This window comes from Qipengyuania sp. JB2-7 (assembly GCF_055693485.1).
In genome coordinates, this window is record NZ_CM146335.1 from 2,957,527 (window position 1) to 2,974,024 (window position 16,498).

General features: G+C 57.4%; 17 protein-coding genes and 2 pseudogenes. 7 read left to right on the forward strand and 12 right to left on the reverse strand.

The window, feature by feature from the left end:
* The first annotated feature begins 51 nt into the window (after positions 1–51).
* The gene (locus ACZ1GM_RS14900) at positions 52–1,008 is read left to right on the forward strand and encodes a helix-turn-helix domain-containing protein (RefSeq protein WP_472677145.1); all 957 of its coding nucleotides are present in this window, start codon (positions 52–54) and stop codon (positions 1,006–1,008) included.
* A gap of 18 nt (positions 1,009–1,026) precedes the next feature.
* Here ACZ1GM_RS14900 and ACZ1GM_RS14905 read toward each other — a convergent pair whose 3' ends face one another.
* The 3 genes from ACZ1GM_RS14905 to glpX form a co-directional block, all read right to left on the reverse strand.
* Entirely contained in the window at positions 1,027–1,962 is a 936-nt protein-coding gene (locus ACZ1GM_RS14905) for a ribose-phosphate pyrophosphokinase (RefSeq protein ID WP_472677146.1), read from the reverse strand.
* A 97-nt stretch (positions 1,963–2,059) separates the two neighbouring features.
* Positions 2,060–2,581, reverse strand: a complete 522-nt coding sequence (locus ACZ1GM_RS14910; RefSeq protein WP_472677147.1) for a hypothetical protein — start codon at positions 2,579–2,581, stop codon at positions 2,060–2,062.
* Positions 2,582–2,592: 11 nt separating this feature from the next.
* Positions 2,593–3,564: a class II fructose-bisphosphatase gene (gene glpX, locus ACZ1GM_RS14915; RefSeq protein ID WP_472677148.1), complete on the reverse strand. Its 972-nt coding sequence runs from the start codon at positions 3,562–3,564 to the stop codon at positions 2,593–2,595.
* A 124-nt stretch (positions 3,565–3,688) separates the two neighbouring features.
* Between glpX and ACZ1GM_RS14920 the strand changes: the two genes are divergently transcribed.
* Positions 3,689–4,261, forward strand: coding sequence for a hypothetical protein (locus tag ACZ1GM_RS14920; RefSeq protein ID WP_472677149.1), 573 nt, complete (start codon positions 3,689–3,691; stop codon positions 4,259–4,261).
* Here ACZ1GM_RS14920 and ACZ1GM_RS14925 read toward each other — a convergent pair.
* The 3 genes and pseudogenes from ACZ1GM_RS14925 to ACZ1GM_RS14935 all read right to left on the reverse strand — a co-directional run bounded on the left by ACZ1GM_RS14925 (position 4,258) and on the right by ACZ1GM_RS14935 (position 6,763).
* Positions 4,258–5,567 (reverse strand): annotated as a pseudogene (locus ACZ1GM_RS14925) (homoserine dehydrogenase). The gene ACZ1GM_RS14920 and the pseudogene ACZ1GM_RS14925 overlap by 4 nt on opposite strands.
* Positions 5,560–5,979: an acyl-CoA thioesterase gene (locus ACZ1GM_RS14930; protein WP_472677150.1), complete on the reverse strand. Its 420-nt coding sequence runs from the start codon at positions 5,977–5,979 to the stop codon at positions 5,560–5,562. The pseudogene ACZ1GM_RS14925 and the gene ACZ1GM_RS14930 overlap by 8 nt, the downstream one beginning before the upstream one ends.
* Positions 5,980–6,070: 91 nt before the next feature.
* Positions 6,071–6,763 (reverse strand): hypothetical protein, encoded by a 693-nt coding sequence (locus ACZ1GM_RS14935; protein WP_472677151.1) that lies wholly within the window; start codon positions 6,761–6,763, stop codon positions 6,071–6,073.
* Positions 6,764–7,246: 483 nt separating this feature from the next.
* On the opposite strand from ACZ1GM_RS14935, the gene ACZ1GM_RS14940 reads away from it, so the two are divergent.
* From ACZ1GM_RS14940 to ACZ1GM_RS14960, 5 genes and pseudogenes are all read left to right on the forward strand, one after another.
* Positions 7,247–7,987: an energy transducer TonB gene (locus ACZ1GM_RS14940; protein ID WP_472677152.1), complete on the forward strand. Its 741-nt coding sequence runs from the start codon at positions 7,247–7,249 to the stop codon at positions 7,985–7,987.
* Positions 7,988–8,044: 57 nt separating this feature from the next.
* Complete coding sequence (locus ACZ1GM_RS14945) at positions 8,045–8,815, forward strand: MotA/TolQ/ExbB proton channel family protein (protein ID WP_472677153.1); 771 nt, start codon at positions 8,045–8,047, stop codon at positions 8,813–8,815.
* Between the two features lie 84 nt (positions 8,816–8,899).
* A complete protein-coding gene (locus tag ACZ1GM_RS14950) occupies positions 8,900–9,430 on the forward strand; it encodes an ExbD/TolR family protein (protein ID WP_472677154.1) in 531 nt (176 codons plus the stop codon).
* A gap of 36 nt (positions 9,431–9,466) precedes the next feature.
* A pseudogene (locus ACZ1GM_RS14955) lies at positions 9,467–9,914 on the forward strand (ExbD/TolR family protein).
* 290 nt (positions 9,915–10,204) lie between these two features.
* Complete coding sequence (locus ACZ1GM_RS14960; protein WP_472677155.1) at positions 10,205–10,579, forward strand: ExbD/TolR family protein; 375 nt, start codon at positions 10,205–10,207, stop codon at positions 10,577–10,579.
* 1 nt (position 10,580) lies between these two features.
* Here the strand turns inward: ACZ1GM_RS14960 and ACZ1GM_RS14965 are convergent, their stop codons facing one another.
* The 6 genes from ACZ1GM_RS14965 to pgmG all read right to left on the reverse strand — a co-directional run bounded on the left by ACZ1GM_RS14965 (position 10,581) and on the right by pgmG (position 16,494).
* Positions 10,581–11,051 (reverse strand): FAD-dependent monooxygenase, encoded by a 471-nt coding sequence (locus tag ACZ1GM_RS14965; RefSeq protein ID WP_472677156.1) that lies wholly within the window; start codon positions 11,049–11,051, stop codon positions 10,581–10,583.
* Positions 10,939–11,436: a hypothetical protein gene (locus ACZ1GM_RS14970; protein WP_472678625.1), complete on the reverse strand. Its 498-nt coding sequence runs from the start codon at positions 11,434–11,436 to the stop codon at positions 10,939–10,941. The genes ACZ1GM_RS14965 and ACZ1GM_RS14970 overlap by 113 nt, the downstream gene beginning before the upstream one ends.
* Before the next feature lie 76 nt (positions 11,437–11,512).
* Positions 11,513–11,713 carry an NAD(P)-binding protein gene (locus tag ACZ1GM_RS14975; protein WP_472677157.1) on the reverse strand — a complete coding sequence of 67 codons (201 nt, stop codon included), beginning with the start codon at positions 11,711–11,713 and terminating at the stop codon, positions 11,513–11,515.
* A gap of 11 nt (positions 11,714–11,724) precedes the next feature.
* On the reverse strand, positions 11,725–14,211 hold the full coding sequence (locus tag ACZ1GM_RS14980) for a ligase-associated DNA damage response DEXH box helicase (RefSeq protein ID WP_472677158.1): 2,487 nt from the start codon (positions 14,209–14,211) through the stop codon (positions 11,725–11,727).
* Positions 14,212–14,250: 39 nt separating this feature from the next.
* Positions 14,251–15,075: a DUF2059 domain-containing protein gene (locus ACZ1GM_RS14985; RefSeq protein WP_472677159.1), complete on the reverse strand. Its 825-nt coding sequence runs from the start codon at positions 15,073–15,075 to the stop codon at positions 14,251–14,253.
* Positions 15,076–15,090: 15 nt separating this feature from the next.
* Complete coding sequence (gene pgmG, locus ACZ1GM_RS14990) at positions 15,091–16,494, reverse strand: phosphoglucomutase/phosphomannomutase PgmG (protein ID WP_472677160.1); 1,404 nt, start codon at positions 16,492–16,494, stop codon at positions 15,091–15,093.
* Positions 16,495–16,498: the final 4 nt, after the last annotated feature.

The window sequence follows — 16,498 nt, forward strand, 5'->3', positions numbered from 1 at the left end:
ACTACAGTTTACATAACGTTACACAAGGGACAGATTCGAGGGTCGTAGAGCATGTCAGCCGCCGGGGCAGATCCAGACATTGTGCGCAGAGGATTCGCGCCAATATCTGGCACGTCCACCGGTGGCGCGCCCCTATCTGAAAACCGGCCACCTGCTGAAGACCTTCGCCCGTGGGTGGCGCGGCTTGTCGCGGCCAAGGTTACCGTCCCACCAGGCACTGAGTTCGCTTGCGGTATGTTGAACGATCTGGTTTATACCCGCATCATCTTCAACGCGAAGTGGTCGGCGGAGACGATCGACGGGCACGGCGAATATGAAAACGAAGTGCTGCAATTCGGGCAGCATTCCAAGTTCATGCCGCTCACTTGTTCCGGCGATATCATGTCAGCGGGTTTCGGACTCAGAGCCGGAGCGTTTCACGCGCTATTCGGTCGTTCAGCTCATGATATCGTGGACCGGATTGAGCAGGTGGATCTGTTTGGATTGATGGATTCCGATTTGCGCGAGCAGTTTACCGGCGCCCATTCCCCCGAAGAGTGGAATCTGGCCATGGAAGAGGGCATCCGGCGTACCATCCGGCGCATCGATCCCGAGCCGCCAAACCCGATCTCGATAGATTTTGAACTGGCTGCTTTTGCCGATCCGACACTTGTTCTGTCAGAATTTGCCGAAGACCAAGGCATCAGCCTGCGCAAGCTGGAGCGGCTGGTGAAACGGGATTTCGGGATGCCGCCCAAAAAAGTCCTGCGCCGCGCACGTGCGCTCGATCTGGCGGCGCAGCTATGCGGTGTTGCGGATGATAAGGAAGAGGAGGAGATGATCCTCCGCTATTTCGATCAGTCGCATCTGATCCGCGAATTTGCCAAGTTCTTCAACTTCACACCGCGCGAATTCCGCTCAAAACCGCGCCCGCTCCTGACCATTACGCTCGAGCAACGGCAGGCGCGACGGCTCGAAGAGCTTGCGCGTATTCCGGAAGGTGCATCGAAGCCCTGGCGGACTGACTAGAATTGCTCTTGAGCAGGGTCAGTCAAACAGGCTGGATACCGAACTTTCATCAGCAATACGGCGCACAGCCTCACCGATCAGCGGGGCAATCGTCAGCGTGCGAATGCGCTGAGAGTCGTTGGCCGCATCGGTCGGATTGATCGTGTCGGTGATGACCAGTTCTTTAAGGTCCGAACCATCAATACGCGCCACAGCACCGCCGGACAGGACGCCGTGCGTTATGTAAGCCGCGACGCTTTTCGCTCCGTTTTCCAGCAAAGCCGATGCCGCGTTACATAAAGTGCCGCCTGAATCGATAATATCATCGATCAGAATGCAATGACGCCCCGAAACATCGCCAATGATGTTCATCACTTCGCTCTCGCCAGGGCGATCACGGCGTTTGTCGACAATGGCGAGCGGTGCGTTATCGAGCCGCTTTGCCAAAGCGCGAGCACGAACCACACCGCCAACATCTGGCGAGACCACCATCAGATCCTGATCGCCGTAGCGTGCCTGAATATCGGCAGCCATAACCGGCGCCGCATAAAGGTTATCGGTTGGGATATCGAAGAAACCCTGAATCTGGCCCGCGTGCAGATCCACAGACAGAACCCGGTCAGCCCCCGCCTGCGTAATGATATTTGCAACAAGCTTCGCCGAAATCGGCGTGCGTGGGCCGGGCTTTCGATCCTGCCGCGCATAACCGAAATAGGGCACAACCGCCGTAATCCGCTTTGCCGATGCACGCTTCAGCGCATCGATGCAGATCAGTAGCTCCATCAGGTTGTCATTAGCCGGGAAACTGGTCGACTGGACCAGAAACACGTCTTCACCGCGCACATTCTCATGAATTTCGACGAATATCTCTTCATCGGCAAACCGGCGCACGCTGGCATCGGTCAATTGCATTTCAAGATATGCCGCAATCGCACGGGCGAGCGGCAGGTTTGAATTGGCGGCCATGATCTTCATGCTGCGCGAATCCCCTCTGTGATATAGCCAGACCGGCTTAGGCGACCGTCATGGTATTGCAACAGAGAGCCCATGCGTTTTCACCGCGCATTTACGCTCAGGTCATCGCGAGATATTTGTTTGCTCGCTTGGCAACCGATTTGCGTGTGTCAGCCGCACATCTCTCCAAGTGAGGGATGAGCCAGATTCGCAAGGCTGGATCATCACTCGACCAATTGAACAACGCCTCCATTGTGAAGTTGAGCACAATCCAATCGGAGTGCTCAGCCATGTTACGCTGAAGAATCGCCAAAGCACGGGTGCGTTGATCCGCAGACATATCGTCTTCGAAGACCATGAATAGCTGCGCCAGAGTCCACTGCGCCGATGGTTGGTCGAGCGCACCGATCTCATCGATAAAGCGATCAAGATATGGCAGCAGCAAATCGTGGCGCTCTTTCTCAATGCGTTTCATCGCATTGGAGACGCGCAGACGCACAACCTCGTCCTTGCTTTGGTAACAGTCGAACAATTCGGCGAAGCGACTCTCGTCTGCCAAAACGCTATTTACGACTTCCACGGTGCGCCCCAATGAGTTCGGGTGCCCGCCGGTCAGCATCACCTCGAACTGTTCGGGCAACCTTGCCTCCGCTACTTTGGGCTGTGTTCGCCCTTGATCCAACGAACCGTGCCAGAGGAAGAGCGCATCACCACGCTGTCTGTCGTCATCCGACCGTCTCGGCGATATTTGACGCCATCGAGCAGTGACCCGCTGGTGACGCCCGTCGCGGCAAAGATGCAATCACCCTTTGCCAGATCGTCGCGTGTATAGATGCGATCCAGATCATCAATGCCCCATTTGCGGGCGCGGGCGCGCTCGTCATCATTACGGAACAGCAGTCTGCCGTTGAATTGCCCGCCAACACAGCGCAGTGCAGCCGCGGCAAGCACACCTTCCGGTGCGCCGCCCTGCCCCATATACATGTCGATCGTGGTGTCCTCATCCGTCACAGCGATGACGCCCGCGACGTCACCATCGCCGATCAGCACGACGCCGCAGCCGATACCGCGCAGTTCCGCGATTAAATCAGCATGGCGCGGGCGATCAAGCACGCATACGATGATGTCACTTGGCTGGACCCCCTTGGCCACAGCCACCGCCTCAACATTCTCGGTCGGGGATTTCGCAAGGTCAATGACGCCATCGGGATACCCAGGGCCAACCGCCAGCTTGTCCATGTAAACGTCCGGGGCGTTAAGCAGATTGCCTTCTTCAGCCGCCGCCAGAACTGCCAGCGCATTGGGGCCAGCCTTGGCGGTAATCGTCGTCCCTTCCAGCGGATCAAGCGCAATGTCGATCTTCGGCCCTTTGCCCGGCGCACCGCCAACTTTCTCGCCGATATAAAGCATGGGCGCTTCGTCGCGCTCGCCCTCTCCAATCACAACTGTTCCATCCATATACAGCTCGTCAAAGGCCTCCCGCATCGCCTCAACGGCGGCGGCATCGGCCGCCTTTTCATCTCCGCGACCAATGAGCTTCGACGCAGCAACAGCAGCCGCTTCGGTGACGCGCACCATTTCCAAAACCAGTACGCGATCAAGTGGGTTTTCAGCAGAATTCATGGTCGGTTCAGTCCCTCTTGCCTTTGACGGTCAAACGTTTCGAAACGGGCGTCACAGGCGGCGCTGCCAAGCAGCAAAATATCCGTGAGCCGATAAACACAGGAGGGGGCATTTGTCGAGTAGCGTGACACGCCTCTTACCAATCGGGACAGCTTCTTGGGCTTTTCTTACTCTAGCCCCTGCCGCACCGCTTTCCGCACAAGATCAAAGCCCGCCACAGTCAGAGAGCGAAACAATCGACATTCTGATCGAGCCGCTGCCGGACCAGCAATTGGTCGAGCAATGCGATGAGGATCAGGAAGCGGCAATCATCTCCGGCGAAATCGTCGTTTGTCGCCAAATTCGCGATCAGAGTGAGTTTCGCTATTCGCGAGATGTGGCCGGAGACGGCCCATCGCGACAAGAGCAGATCGACAATTTTGGACTCCCCAAAGGCCTCCCGGCAGATTTTGCAGGCCCGGGAATATTTAGAGGCAAGCCCACCGCTGGTGAAGGATGTTTGCCGGGATCATGCCCGCCACCTGCGGCCATAATCATTGATCTCGAGGCAATTCCAGAAGCCCCGCCCGGCTCGGATGCTGATCGAATCGGGCGAGGATTGCCGCCTTTGGGAAATGACGAAGGTACGGGGTCCCAGATTGACGAAAGTGAGCTCGCTTTACCTCCTTCGCCTGTGAGGGAGTCGGAGCCAAACTAATCCCGGAGTATCGGCAGGACTAATGGCTCAGCTGTGAGGCTCGGCGATCCATCCAGCAGTTCAAGCGCTTTGGTGACCTTACGTTCTTCGCCTTCATGCGTGACCATCGCGACGAGTACTTCGCTACCTGCGCTTTCGCGGCCCTGCTGGATCAAGCTCTCGATTGAAACGCCCGCATCGCGCATCGCAGCGGTAATCTCTGCCAAAACGCCGGGACGGTCAGTGACAGTAAAGCGGATGTAGTCACGCCCTACGCGACCGCCTGGATCGGCCGGGGCCATGGCCACCAGTTGATCCACGGGGAGCGAAAATGGTGGACCAGTATCGCCCCGCGCAATGTCGACAATGTCGGCGACAACCGCACTCGCAGTAGGGCCTTCGCCCGCACCCGCACCTTGGAATAGCAGGCGGCCTGAAAAATTGCCTTCCGCAACAACAGCATTGGTCGGCCCTGTCACATGGGCAAGCGGATGACGTGTTGGGACGAGGCAGGGTCGCACGCGTTGCAGCAGGCGACTATCGCCTGACGTGCCAGCATCGCAATCGGCCACACCCACCAAGCGGATCACAAAGCCGAGCGCCTTTGCTTGCGCAATATCAGCCGCGCGAACTTCGGTGATGCCAGTCGTTGCAACGGCCTCGAAATCGACTTTAGACCCGAAACCAATCGAGGCGAGGATCGCAAGCTTGTGCGCCGCATCAATCCCGCCAATATCAAACGTCGGATCTGCCTCGGCATACCCTTTGGCCTGCGCCTCGCTCAGCACATCGGCAAAGTCTGCGCCGCTTTTCTCCATCTCTGACAGGATGAAATTACAGGTTCCATTGAGAATGCCATAGATGCGCTCAATGCGGTTAGCGCTCGCCCCTTCGCGCAGGCCCTTCACCACCGGGATGCCGCCAGCAACCGCCGCCTCGAATTTGAGCGACGCCGCATTGGCAGACGCGAGTCCAGCCAACTCAAGGCCGTGATGCGCAACCATGGCTTTGTTAGCGGTTACAAACCCCTTGCCGGATGAGAGCGCACTGCGTGCAAGATCCAGCGCGGGCCCTTCAGACCCCCGACCAGCTCGACAACCACATCGACATCGTCGCGCGCGGCAAGATCGACCATATTATCGACCCAATCGATCCCGGACACATCAAAACCGCGATCTTTTTCGCGGCTACGCGCATTGACGGCGACGACCTCGACCTGACGGCCTGATCGCGCCTCCACCGTACTGCGGTTCTCCTCAAGCAGCCGCAAGACGCCCACGCCAACAGTGCCCAGCCCGGCGATTGCAATGCGTAACGGATCAGTCATTCGCCAAGACCTCTTCGCTAAAACCAAACGCTTCACGCAGCGAGTCCGGAATTCTCAGCGCCGCACCAGTGGCCAAATCGACATGTACCTGAACCAGCGTGATCCGCGCCCGTAGATCGCTGGCCGCATTGTCGCCGACCAGATCGACCGTCATCGTCATACTGCTATTGCCAATCTTGGTGACGGTCAGCTGGCCCTCAATCTCTTCCTCGGCCCTGATCGGCTTGAGGAAATCGACCTCGGCCCGACGCACGTGAAACTCCATATCCGCTGGCATGCCCGACGCGCGCCGATCGCGGAAATATTCGCTCACCAAAATGTCGGCATATTCAAGGTAGCGTGAATTAAAGACCACAGATTGCGGGTCAAGCTCAGCATAGCGCACACGGAAACGGTATTTGAACGGGTTCATAGGCTAGGCGCCTAGCCTACATCACGGCACGCATGGAACCAGTTTGTCTTGATATCGCCCTAGAGCAGATTTGCAGTTGATCAAACGTGGGTCAGCGATTGCGCTGACAGGCCCCCATGTCCTGCATCACGAAGGCATAGTCCGCCTCGGCAACTGAGCGGCTCTCTGCATCACGAGACAGATTCACCCCGGTCGGTAAAGTCGCTGGCAGGCTGCAGGCTAGGCGGAACCACTCGAGAGAATTTGGTTCGGGCGGTCGCGCCGACTGGTCTACGAGCTCGGTAAAAGAGACACCCCAGCGCGGAGCCATACCTGGGCGACGCGTGATGGTAAGCGATACTGGGCGGCCATCGGCAGTTTCGAGAAAAATCTGTGTTTCCGATTCACCCACCAGATTGCCCGGAACGGACAATGCATCGCGAATACCGACAATTTGCGGCGGCGCATCATTTGCAACGAGATCGGTCAAAATGGGCCTTAGCCTTGCCTCGAGCGCTGCCGTCCATGGCAATTGCGCCGATGGGTCCACCAATTGCAGCTGACGCGGTGAGCCTGGCACGGGCTTTGCAAACAGCATCACCTCTTGCTTCTTCAGCTTGGGAGCTTTGCCACGATCAGTCCGCGGAAGGTCAACCAGATAAGTGAGCGATTCGCCAACCGGCACGGAGCCGGAAAGCAAAGCCACCGTCTCCGCTTCTATATAAAGACGAACCATATCGGGCGCGACGTCAGGCGCACGCTCTGGCTTGAGCTCTGCCTGACGGCGAACCTGCGCGCGAATCACCAAAGGAGCGGCGTCAGAAAGCTCTGTAAGATCAGCGTAAGTTGGTTTCGCCCCGACGCTATTGCCGTTTATTTGTTGTGCAGAAAGTGGCGATGAGACCACCAGACAAAGTATGATCGAAAAGGCTTTTGCCCTTTGGTCCAGAGTTCTGTTGCAGGCGGCAGTCACCACATTATCACCTTTAATTGTTCGCAGTCTCAGGCTGAGACGAGTCACACTGAATTACGGCTTAACCCATAAAGCGTTTGCGGTGCTCCGTCATGATGGCTAAGACTTAACAGGTAATAGCCGCCAGGGATTGTGGCTTTGCAACGTCCGTGGGTGGACTTTTCCGGGGAACTTGGGGTGGCGAAAGCCAATCTCTCCGCAAAAGTGTGTCCATTGGTAAATGAGAAATGGGCGCCTGTGCAGAAACTTACGTCTGCACCGGTGCTTTGGGTTGCCGGGCACATCCCGGTGCGGATGATGGAGTGATGCTACCGAATGGCATATGCTGATCAAGAGATGAGTGGCAATCGCGTATTCGCGATTATTGTTGTTGCCCTCCTCCATGTTGGACTTGCGTATGCGCTCGTAACCGGCCTTGCTTACGAAGCGGCCACTAAGGTGATTGAGCGTGTGACTACAGTCGATGTAACTGAGGAACCACCACCGGAAGAACCGGAGGAGCCACCACCACCACCAGAAGAAATTCCGGAAGTTCCGCCTGTCGTGGCGCCGCCACCTGAGCTTCCGCTGACGAACACAGTTTCGCAATCGCAGACGGTTGACGATGCAGATCCAAATAGAGACGTTGATCCTTTGCCAACGACTCGTGCCTGCCCCGATGGGTCGGTGGTTTCTGCAGGGTCACCATGTCCAGAGGCGACGAAAGCCTGCCCAACTGGCGTTCGCGTTCCTGTGTCGCAGGCTTGCCCTGCGCCATCACAGGCTCGCAACGCGTCACCCAAGGGTCAAAATCGCTGGGCTCGCCGGATTCAGGAAAACTACCCGTCCCGTGCGCTTCGCGAGGAAGTTGAAGGGACTGTAGGTGTTTCGGTTACTGTTGGAGCAAATGGCCGAGTGTCGGGATGCAACGTAACACGCTCAAGCGGATCTAGCGTGCTTGATGATGCAGCATGCAAAGGCATGCGGCGTTACGCAAGATTTGATCCCGCATTGAACGACGCAGGAACGCCGACGACTGGTAGCTACAACACGTCAATCCAGTATCGTCTCAACTAAGCACAACAATTTTCCTGCCATGCGGGACAATCAAATTACCTAAAAGGACTATTCGCTATGAACATCCAAATTCTTGCAGCCGCTGGCGGCGAAGAGATCAAAAACTCATTCGGCTTCATGGAGGCGATGAACCAAGGTGGCTTTGTTGCCTGGTTTATCCTCGGTGTCATGGTCATCATGTCAGTGGGTTCATTCTACATTCTGTTCACCAAGCTGCTCGAGCAGCGCAAAGTGATGAACCAGTACAAAGATGTTCGTTCAAAGTTCTGGTCAGCAGGCAGCCTCAAAGAGGGTGCGACGAAGCTCGAGAAGAACAGCGCGTGGCGCCAGCTCGTGGATGATGCGCTGGTTGCCGACGAGCAGCACTCTAAAATGACCGACAAGCTTGAGGCGCATGACTGGATGCACGGTTCGCTCGCGCGTTCAGAAGATGCCATTAACTCAAAGCTGGCTGGCGGCCTGCCGTTTCTGGCAACCGTAGGCGCGACGGCTCCATTTGTTGGTCTGCTCGGTACGGTGATCGGTATTTACCGCGCGCTGATCAATATCGGCATCGCTGGTTCAGCATCGATCGACAAGGTTGCGGGCCCCGTTGGTGAGGCGCTGATTATGACCGCTATTGGTCTGCTGGTCGCTGTTCCTGCCGTGTTTGCCTATAACTGGCTGCAGAGCCGGAACAAGCGTATCGGAGAAATGCTGAGTGCGTTCTCAACCGACCTGCTTGCCTACATCAACTCGAATGGTTCGGTTAAGCCATCTGCACCTGCAGTAGCCAAGGCGCGCACCACTGCGGCTCCAAAGCCTGCAGCTGCCGCACCAAAGAAGTAATTGATCGGTGAATTCCGGGTGGCGGGCACTCTGCCACCCGGACGAGCCCATCAATCCATAAATTCGAGAGATAGGATTTAAACTATGGCGATTTCGACAGGAGGAGGCGCAGAGACGCCCATGTCGGACATCAACACCACGCCGCTTGTGGACGTGATGCTGGTGCTTCTGATCATCTTCCTTATCGCGGTCCCGGTCGCGATCCAGACGATTGAGAAGCTGCGCGTGCCGATCATGGAATCGGAAGAGTCCGATGATAAGGTTGAAAACCTGCTTCTGACTGTCACCACGACCGATGCGGCTGGACGCAGCGCTGGTGAACCCGGCTTCGAGGGCGCATCACGCGAGGGCGAATGCCGGGTGTATTTCAACAATATTACTCCGGTATCGTCAGAAGAGTTGCGCGAGCAGGCTTTCGAGCGGCTTGATCGGATCGTGCAGGCCGCTGGCGGGGCGGAAGTGATTATGGAAGACCCCGATGCCATCCCTCAGGTCCATATTCGCGGCGATGTGAATGCGCCTTGGTCCTGCGTTGCGGGAACGATTTTCAATATTCAGGCCGCTGGTTATCCAACCGTTGGCTTCATCTCGAACCCGGTTGACCCCAACGGTTAATCGGTCGGGATAGAAGGAATTTAGGAGTACAACACTATGGCAATGTCAGGCGGCAAGGATGATGGAGCGCCGATGATGGAAATGAACATGACGCCGCTGATCGACGTCTTGCTCGTTCTCCTCATCATGTTCATCATCACCATCCCCGTGGCCACACACTCGGTCGATATTGACCTTCCTTTGCCGAACCCCAATCCGCCGCCAGTGCTGATTGAGCCGGACAAGAACAAGCTCGTGATTAACGCGCAGGACCAGCTACTCTGGAATGGCGAGCAAATCACAGAGAACGACCTTAGTCACTTTGTTGGCGCAAACGATGGCAATCCAGCCAGAGCCGGAATTGCAGTTCGAACCGGAGGCGCTTGCAAGCTATGAGCAATCTGCACGAATTTTGAACATCATCAAATCGAGCGGTGTGACCAAATTCGGCTTTGTCGGTAATGATCGCTATCGCAGTTTTGGTAAGGCGGCTGGCGTTCAATAACGCTGAGAGCGGAAACAGAACCCAAAGAGGGGGCGGAGCGATCCGTCCCCTTTTTTGTTGGAAAAACAACAACCATTACATGATGTGACTGATCACAGCGGTTCATGCAGAGACCGCTCAAATTTGGTCGATATGCATATTGATGGTATAATATATTCTGACATAACAGGAGAGTGCCGTTGCCTTACGCCGCCGCCCTTTCATCCCGTGCCATCCCTCGCACCCGTTATCAGCGATCATCCGGCTTCAACTCTCCCAAGCGCACGAAATTTTCAAAGCCGATGGGGGAAATGAACACGACACCGCTCATTGATGTACTGCTGGTGCTCATCATCATGATCATCATCACAATTCCGATGGCGACGCATGTGGTCGAAATACCGCTGGCGACTGGAAAGGGAAAATTCGAAATTCAGCGCGAGAACACCGTCACCATCAGCGCGCAGGATCAGCTGTTCTGGAACGGGCAACCGCTCACACGGCAAGAGCTGGCCAACCAATTGGTAAGCGCAGCTAATCGGGTTGAGGAACCCGTGCTCCGGTTCGAGCCCGACGCGCTTGCAAGCTACGACCGGTCAGCCAAGACCATTGCTCTCATAAAGGATTCAGGCGTCACCAAATTCGCCTTTGTCGGTAATGACCGGTTTCGGAATTTCAGGCGTTGATTCAACGTCGATGACCCTGAGCGACACTCCTCGCATAATCGGGCATGGTGTGCATTTGCGTAATGCGTCGCTCTGACATCGCCGTGGGAACAGATGTAAGTATGGTTCGCGCGATGCCTTGAATAATGGCCGGGCCATGTGCACCCCGTCCCGCCAGAGAGGATTCCTGAACAAACATTCTCGCACGTTTGAGCCTCAGACCCTCATACGATTTTGCAACCTGTTCAGCCGGACATGCCGCTAGAATCGTCTGCAATGCCGCTGCGTCTTCCAGACCCTGGCACGCACCTTGGCCCAGATTCGGTTCCATCGCATGAGCGGCATCACCGACGCGAACAAGTCTCAAGCCCAAACCTTTGTCACAGAGCGATGAAGGCGGTACGGTGAAAATGCACAGCAAACGGAACAAGGGCGGCATCGCGGGTCGCAGCAATCGCTTGACCAACCGATGGTGGCCAACCCGAGGCAGCATCCCGGCACTCTGCGAGGCCGGGCATTGCCGCATCGATTGGCTGGGTGCGCATATAGAACCAGTATCGCCGAGCATTCGGAAGTCCGAAGATGCCAAACCGTTCGTGCCGCCCCCAATATTCGGCGGCCAACCCACAAAGATCAGGCCCATCGACCGTTTCTGACAATGCGAGCACGCCGCCATAACCTGCATAGCGCGGCTCAGCCGATTGGGTGCTCAAAGCCCGGATGCCACCAGCATCAATCACCATATCGCAAGAAAGCGCTTCTCCATTCGCCAGAGTGACGCTCCCCGCCTCAATCTGTGTTACCTCGCAATTCAAGCGAAGCCGTTCATGACCGAGGGCTTGTGCTAGAACCGATTGCAGGTCGGACCGCGTCACCATGTACGCGGGCCCTGGCACTTTACGATCGAGTATGGGCCGGCCATCCTGCCTCGCTACCAACATCGTATTGATCGGCTCAGCAACGTTGGCCACTGCTTTCAGGACTCGCAGATCGGCCATGGCCGCGCAGGCATTTGGCCACATACTCAAGGCGGCACCCATCGACCGAGATCTGGGCCGCACGCTCCAGCACAACAACGTCCCACCCGGCATTGCTGAATGCGATGCCCGAAGCCAGGCCTGCAATTCCACCGCCAACGATTATCGCTGTGGGCATACCTTCACTCCTCAATCGCTTTCCGGAAACTCTACCTCGTCCACTCGCATTGCCTGCCCCGCCAGACTCTCTGCCTCCAGCAGCAGCTCATCATCCGCCGCGCCTTGCGGCGTTGCCTCGCGCCCGATCATCACCATTACCGGCACCGCGAGTGGGCTGACTCGGTCCAGCTCGACATGCACCAGCTCGCGCTCTGACCGGTCGAGCAAATCCGCCAAACGCCCGACATCAGTCATACGTTCACGCGCATCAGCCCAGGCCGCCTCCAACAGCACATGATCAGGTTCATACTTACGCAGCACATCGTAAATCAGATCGGTCGAAAATGTGACCTGCTTGCCCGATTTGCGTTTGCCCGGATGCTGCCGCTCAACCAGTCCACCGATCACCGCGACCTCGCGAAAGGCCCGCCGCAGCAGGTGAGAGTTCTGGACCCATTCCACGAACTCATCCTTCAGAATGTCAGGCGACAGCAGCGGCGCGGGGTCTTTCACCGGTTTCAAGCCCCAGACGGCCAGCGAATAATCGTTCGCCACGAAACCCATGGGCTGTAGCCCGCGATCCTCCATCCGCCGCGTAATCAGCATGCCAAGCGACTGGTTCGCATTCCAGCCCTCAAAAGTATAATAGACGGTGTATTCACGCTTCGAGTGCGGGAAGCTCTCGACGAGCAGCTCGCCCGGACCCGGCATTCGACTACGCCAATCCTGCACCTCTAGCCATTCACGCACATCATCGGGGAAACGCCCCCACCCAGCGCGATCGACCAGCATCGCTCGTACGCGCTCAGCCAAGTGAGTGGTGAGCGGCATACGCGCCCCGCCATAGCTCGGAATCATCGCAGACTTCTTGGCCGCCCTGACCAACACTTCCATGTCCTGAACCTTGACCACCTCCAGGCTCATCCCGGCAAAGGCAAATGTATCCCCGGCAGACAAACCCGCAGCAAAGTTTTCCTCTACGCGGCCAAGCGAGCGACCACCCCGACCTCCGCCAGCATTGATACGCACCTCCAGCATCTCGGCATCGATTATGATCCCGGCATTCATCCGGTGGCGCTGCGCATGATCAGGATGAGTCAGGCGCCATTGAAAGCCGCCATCCGGCCCCCTCTCGCGCACGATCCGCTTGAACTTGTCGTAGGCCTTTAGTGCATATCCGCCATTCTCAACAAAGCTGAGCACGCGTGTCCAGACCTCGTCATCCACCCAGGCATACGCCAGGCTGGAGCGGATTTCGGCATGCAATGCGGCTTCGTCAAACGGGCCCGCGCACGCGCAGGCCATGATATGCTGCGCCAACACATCCAACCCGCCGGGGCGAAATTCCTCACCATCGCGCTGCCCCTCATCAACGGCCTCTTGAGCGGCAGTAGCCTCCAGAAACTCGAACCGATTGCCGGGGACCAGCAATGCACGGCTTGCCTGATCGAGCCGGTGATTGGCCCGTCCAATCCGCTGCAACAACCGTGAGGAACCCTTAGGTGCACCCATCTGTACGACCAGATCAATGTCGCCCCAATCGACGCCCAGATCGAGGCTGGCGGTCGCCACCAGAGCGCGCAGCTCGCCACGCGCCATCGCCCCCTCGACCTTGCGCCGCGCCTCTTTCGACAAAGAACCGTGGTGAATGCCGATCGGCAGATTATCCTCGTTCACATCCCACAGGTTCTGGAAGGTGTACTCGGCCAAAAAGCGCGTATTGGTGAAAATCAGCGCGGTCTTATTGGCCCGGATTTGTTCATAGAGTTTGGGGATGGACCACGTGGCGGCATGCCCGCCCCAAGGCACGCGTTCTTCGTCTGGCAGTAAGATTTCAACTTCGGCAGGCGCGCCCTGCTCACCCTGAACCAGCGCAACACTGTCCACATCGCCATGTGGAGCAAGCCAATCACGAAACGCATCAGGCCTAGCGACTGTGGCCGACAACGCCGCACGCTGCATATCAGGCGCAATCGCCTGTAGCCGCGACAGTGCCAGCGCCAGCAAATCGCCGCGCTTGCCCGTCGCAAAGGCATGCACCTCGTCAATCACGATCCGCCTCAAGTCTTTGAAGAGCATGAGACTGTCTGGATAAGACAGCAACAGCGAGAGCGATTCTGGCGTGGTCAGCAGGACATGCGGCGGTTTCGCTCGCTGGCGTTTCTTGCGATCCGAGGGCGTATCGCCGCTGCGCGTTTCGATGCGGATGGGCAGGCCCATCTCCTCCACCGGCGTCACCAGATTGCGCTGCACATCATGCGCGAGCGCTTTTAGCGGAGAGACATAGATGGTGTGCAGCCCATCTGGCGGCGGCGCGGCGTTCAATCGAGAGGGGGTGAACGCCGCCAATGTCGGCAGGAACCCGGCCAGCGTCTTACCCGCCCCCGTATCCGCCACCAGCATGGCATGCTGGCCCGCATCCGAAGCCGCAAGCATTTCGGACTGGTGACGCCGCACGCGCCATCCCCGACCGGCAAACCAGTTTTCGATTTCGAGAGGGACCTGTGCCGTGCTCACGAATGGTGTGTGCGCGAGACCCGCTTAGTCAGGCAAGCCCTATTCTGCGGATTCGGCACCCGAGAAGAAAGCGCCCTGATTGTCTTCCAGTTCCTCGCGAGTCATGCCGAGTAGTTCAGCCAGCTTGTTTTTTTCTGACTCGTCCAAATCAGCGTATTTGCGCGGCTCCGGCAGGGCAGCCATCTGCTCTTCCATTTTTTGCGTAAGATCCGGGATCATCTGCATCATGGCTGGCATCATTTCCTGCATCGCAGCCATCACCTGTGGATCAGTGAAAATCAGGAAGGATTCGCCCGCGTAATACGCGCCGGTATCTGTCTGGAAGAACGCATTGAGTTCAGCCAATTGCGCGTCAGTGAACTTGACCGCATAGGCCCGGGCAAGCCCCGCGCGCAGGGGTGGTTCAATTTCGTCGACGATCCCATCCATCAACTCAAGTGTGAGATTGGTCGTCAGGCTGGTGCGTTGTTCGAACACGGGGTCAACGATCTCCATCACCTCGCCAATGGTCGTGTCGCCCATCGCCTCTACCTCAGCAGAGGATATGCCCATCATCTGAGCGATCATTCCCATTGGCAGCGCGCTGGAAGAGCCGAATAGAGAATCCATCATCGGCTTCATCGTATCGTCCATCATCCGGCGATAGGTACCCTCAGGGAAAATCTTGTCGACCACCTTGATGGCCGCCGGGACTCGTGTCTCTTGCTCAGGGGTCAATGGGTCTGCCGCAAATGCGCCGGAAAGAGCCTCAACAAAGGCAGCATCGCGATCTGATACATGGTCATCTGCATACGCAATCGTCGGCGAAGAGAGAGCCAGAACGCTGGCACCAAGAGGGGCCGCAAGTTTTTTGAAAATCATCATCGTTTCCCTTTTATCTCAGTGTCTAACGCTCTCGCCGCGTTCAAGGCCGGATAGTTCAAGTTGTTCGTCAATTTGCGCGACCAGTCGTGCAAGCCCATCTTCGCTCTCGCTCTCTGCGCGGGCCACCAGCACATCCTGCGTATTCGAGGCACGCAGCAGCCACCAGCCATCATCGTTTGTGATGCGCACACCATCGGTAGTATCAGCAACCGCATCGCTAGCCGCGATCCGCGCGGCAATTTCTTCGATTGCCGTAAACTTGCGCGACTCATCAACCTGAAAGCGCATTTCCGGTGTGTTGATCATGGCAGGCATCGCGCTGCGCAATTCCGTGACCGATTTGCCCAGCCGCGCGCTGGCGGTGATAAGCCGAACCCCAGCATAGAGCGCATCGTCAAATCCGTAATATTCGTCCGCGAAAAAGACGTGACCGCTCATTTCGCCGGCTACCGGGCTGCCTGTTTCCTTCATTTTGGATTTAATCAGCGAGTGCCCTGTCTTCCACATCAACGGGGTGCCGCCATGCGCCGCCACATGGTCAAACAATGCACGGCTTGCCTTCACATCGGCAATGACGGTTGCGCCCTTATGGCGTTGCAAAACGTCCTCTGCATAGATCATCAGCAATTGGTCGCCCCAGATCACGCGACCCTGGCCATCGATTGCGCCGATCCGGTCGCCATCCCCATCGAAAGCCACTCCGAAATCGAGGTTCTTTTCCGCGACAAGCGCACGAAGATCCTCAAGATTGGCTTCGACAGTTGGATCGGGATGATGATTGGGAAATTGGCCATCAACCTCTGTAAACAGCAAGTGATGCTCACCCGGCAGCTGAGCGGCCAGTCGTTCGAGCGCGGGGCCAGCCGCGCCATTCCCGGCATCCCATCCAATCCGCAGCCCCTCGAGTCGCGAGCGGTCTGTCCCGTCAAGCGCCGTAAGCATGCGCGTGACATACTCGTCGAGGATATCCCTCTCTTCGACGCGCCCCGCCCCGTCGAGCCACTGCCCCCCAGCAGCGCGCTCGCCGAGGGCGAGGATGTCGGCACCGAAGAACGGACGCCCCTGAAACACCATCTTGAAGCCGTTATAATTGGGGGGGTTATGGCTGCCGGTTATCTGGATGCCGCCGTGTACATCTTCGGCTGAAGCCTCCGCATAATACAGCATTGGGGTCGCCCCCATTCCGATACGCACCGCATCGCACCCGCTAGCAGTCAGGCCCTCGACCAAGGCATGTTCCAGCATCGGAGAGCTGACCCGGCCATCATAACCCACCGCAACCCGGCTGCCCCCGGCATCGCGAAGCATGGAGCCAAAGGTCCGCCCAATCGCGCGGGCGTCTTCGGCCCCCAATGTCTCTCCAATAATGCCGCGAATATCGTATTCGCGCAGAATGGTCGGATCAAAGCTATGCGCCATAGAT

What these genes read in the sequence shown, in the direction of transcription:
- pgmG (WP_472677160.1), bottom strand. Translation starts at nt 16,494, where the DNA reads ATGGCGCATAGCTTTGATCCGACCATTCTGCGCGAATACGATATTCGC.
- ACZ1GM_RS14975 (WP_472677157.1), bottom strand. Translation starts at nt 11,713, where the DNA reads ATGCCCACAGCGATAATCGTTGGCGGTGGAATTGCAGGCCTGGCTTCG.
- ACZ1GM_RS14900 (WP_472677145.1), top strand. Translation starts at nt 52, where the DNA reads ATGTCAGCCGCCGGGGCAGATCCAGACATTGTGCGCAGAGGATTCGCG.
- ACZ1GM_RS14905 (WP_472677146.1), bottom strand. Translation starts at nt 1,962, where the DNA reads ATGAAGATCATGGCCGCCAATTCAAACCTGCCGCTCGCCCGTGCGATT.
- ACZ1GM_RS14960 (WP_472677155.1), top strand. Translation starts at nt 10,205, where the DNA reads ATGAACACGACACCGCTCATTGATGTACTGCTGGTGCTCATCATCATG.
- ACZ1GM_RS14930 (WP_472677150.1), bottom strand. Translation starts at nt 5,979, where the DNA reads ATGAACCCGTTCAAATACCGTTTCCGTGTGCGCTATGCTGAGCTTGAC.
- ACZ1GM_RS14965 (WP_472677156.1), bottom strand. Translation starts at nt 11,051, where the DNA reads ATGCTGCCTCGGGTTGGCCACCATCGGTTGGTCAAGCGATTGCTGCGA.
- glpX (WP_472677148.1), bottom strand. Translation starts at nt 3,564, where the DNA reads ATGAATTCTGCTGAAAACCCACTTGATCGCGTACTGGTTTTGGAAATG.
- ACZ1GM_RS14950 (WP_472677154.1), top strand. Translation starts at nt 8,900, where the DNA reads ATGGCGATTTCGACAGGAGGAGGCGCAGAGACGCCCATGTCGGACATC.
- ACZ1GM_RS14945 (WP_472677153.1), top strand. Translation starts at nt 8,045, where the DNA reads ATGAACATCCAAATTCTTGCAGCCGCTGGCGGCGAAGAGATCAAAAAC.
- ACZ1GM_RS14940 (WP_472677152.1), top strand. Translation starts at nt 7,247, where the DNA reads ATGGCATATGCTGATCAAGAGATGAGTGGCAATCGCGTATTCGCGATT.
- ACZ1GM_RS14970 (WP_472678625.1), bottom strand. Translation starts at nt 11,436, where the DNA reads ATGGTGACGCGGTCCGACCTGCAATCGGTTCTAGCACAAGCCCTCGGT.
- ACZ1GM_RS14985 (WP_472677159.1), bottom strand. Translation starts at nt 15,075, where the DNA reads ATGATGATTTTCAAAAAACTTGCGGCCCCTCTTGGTGCCAGCGTTCTG.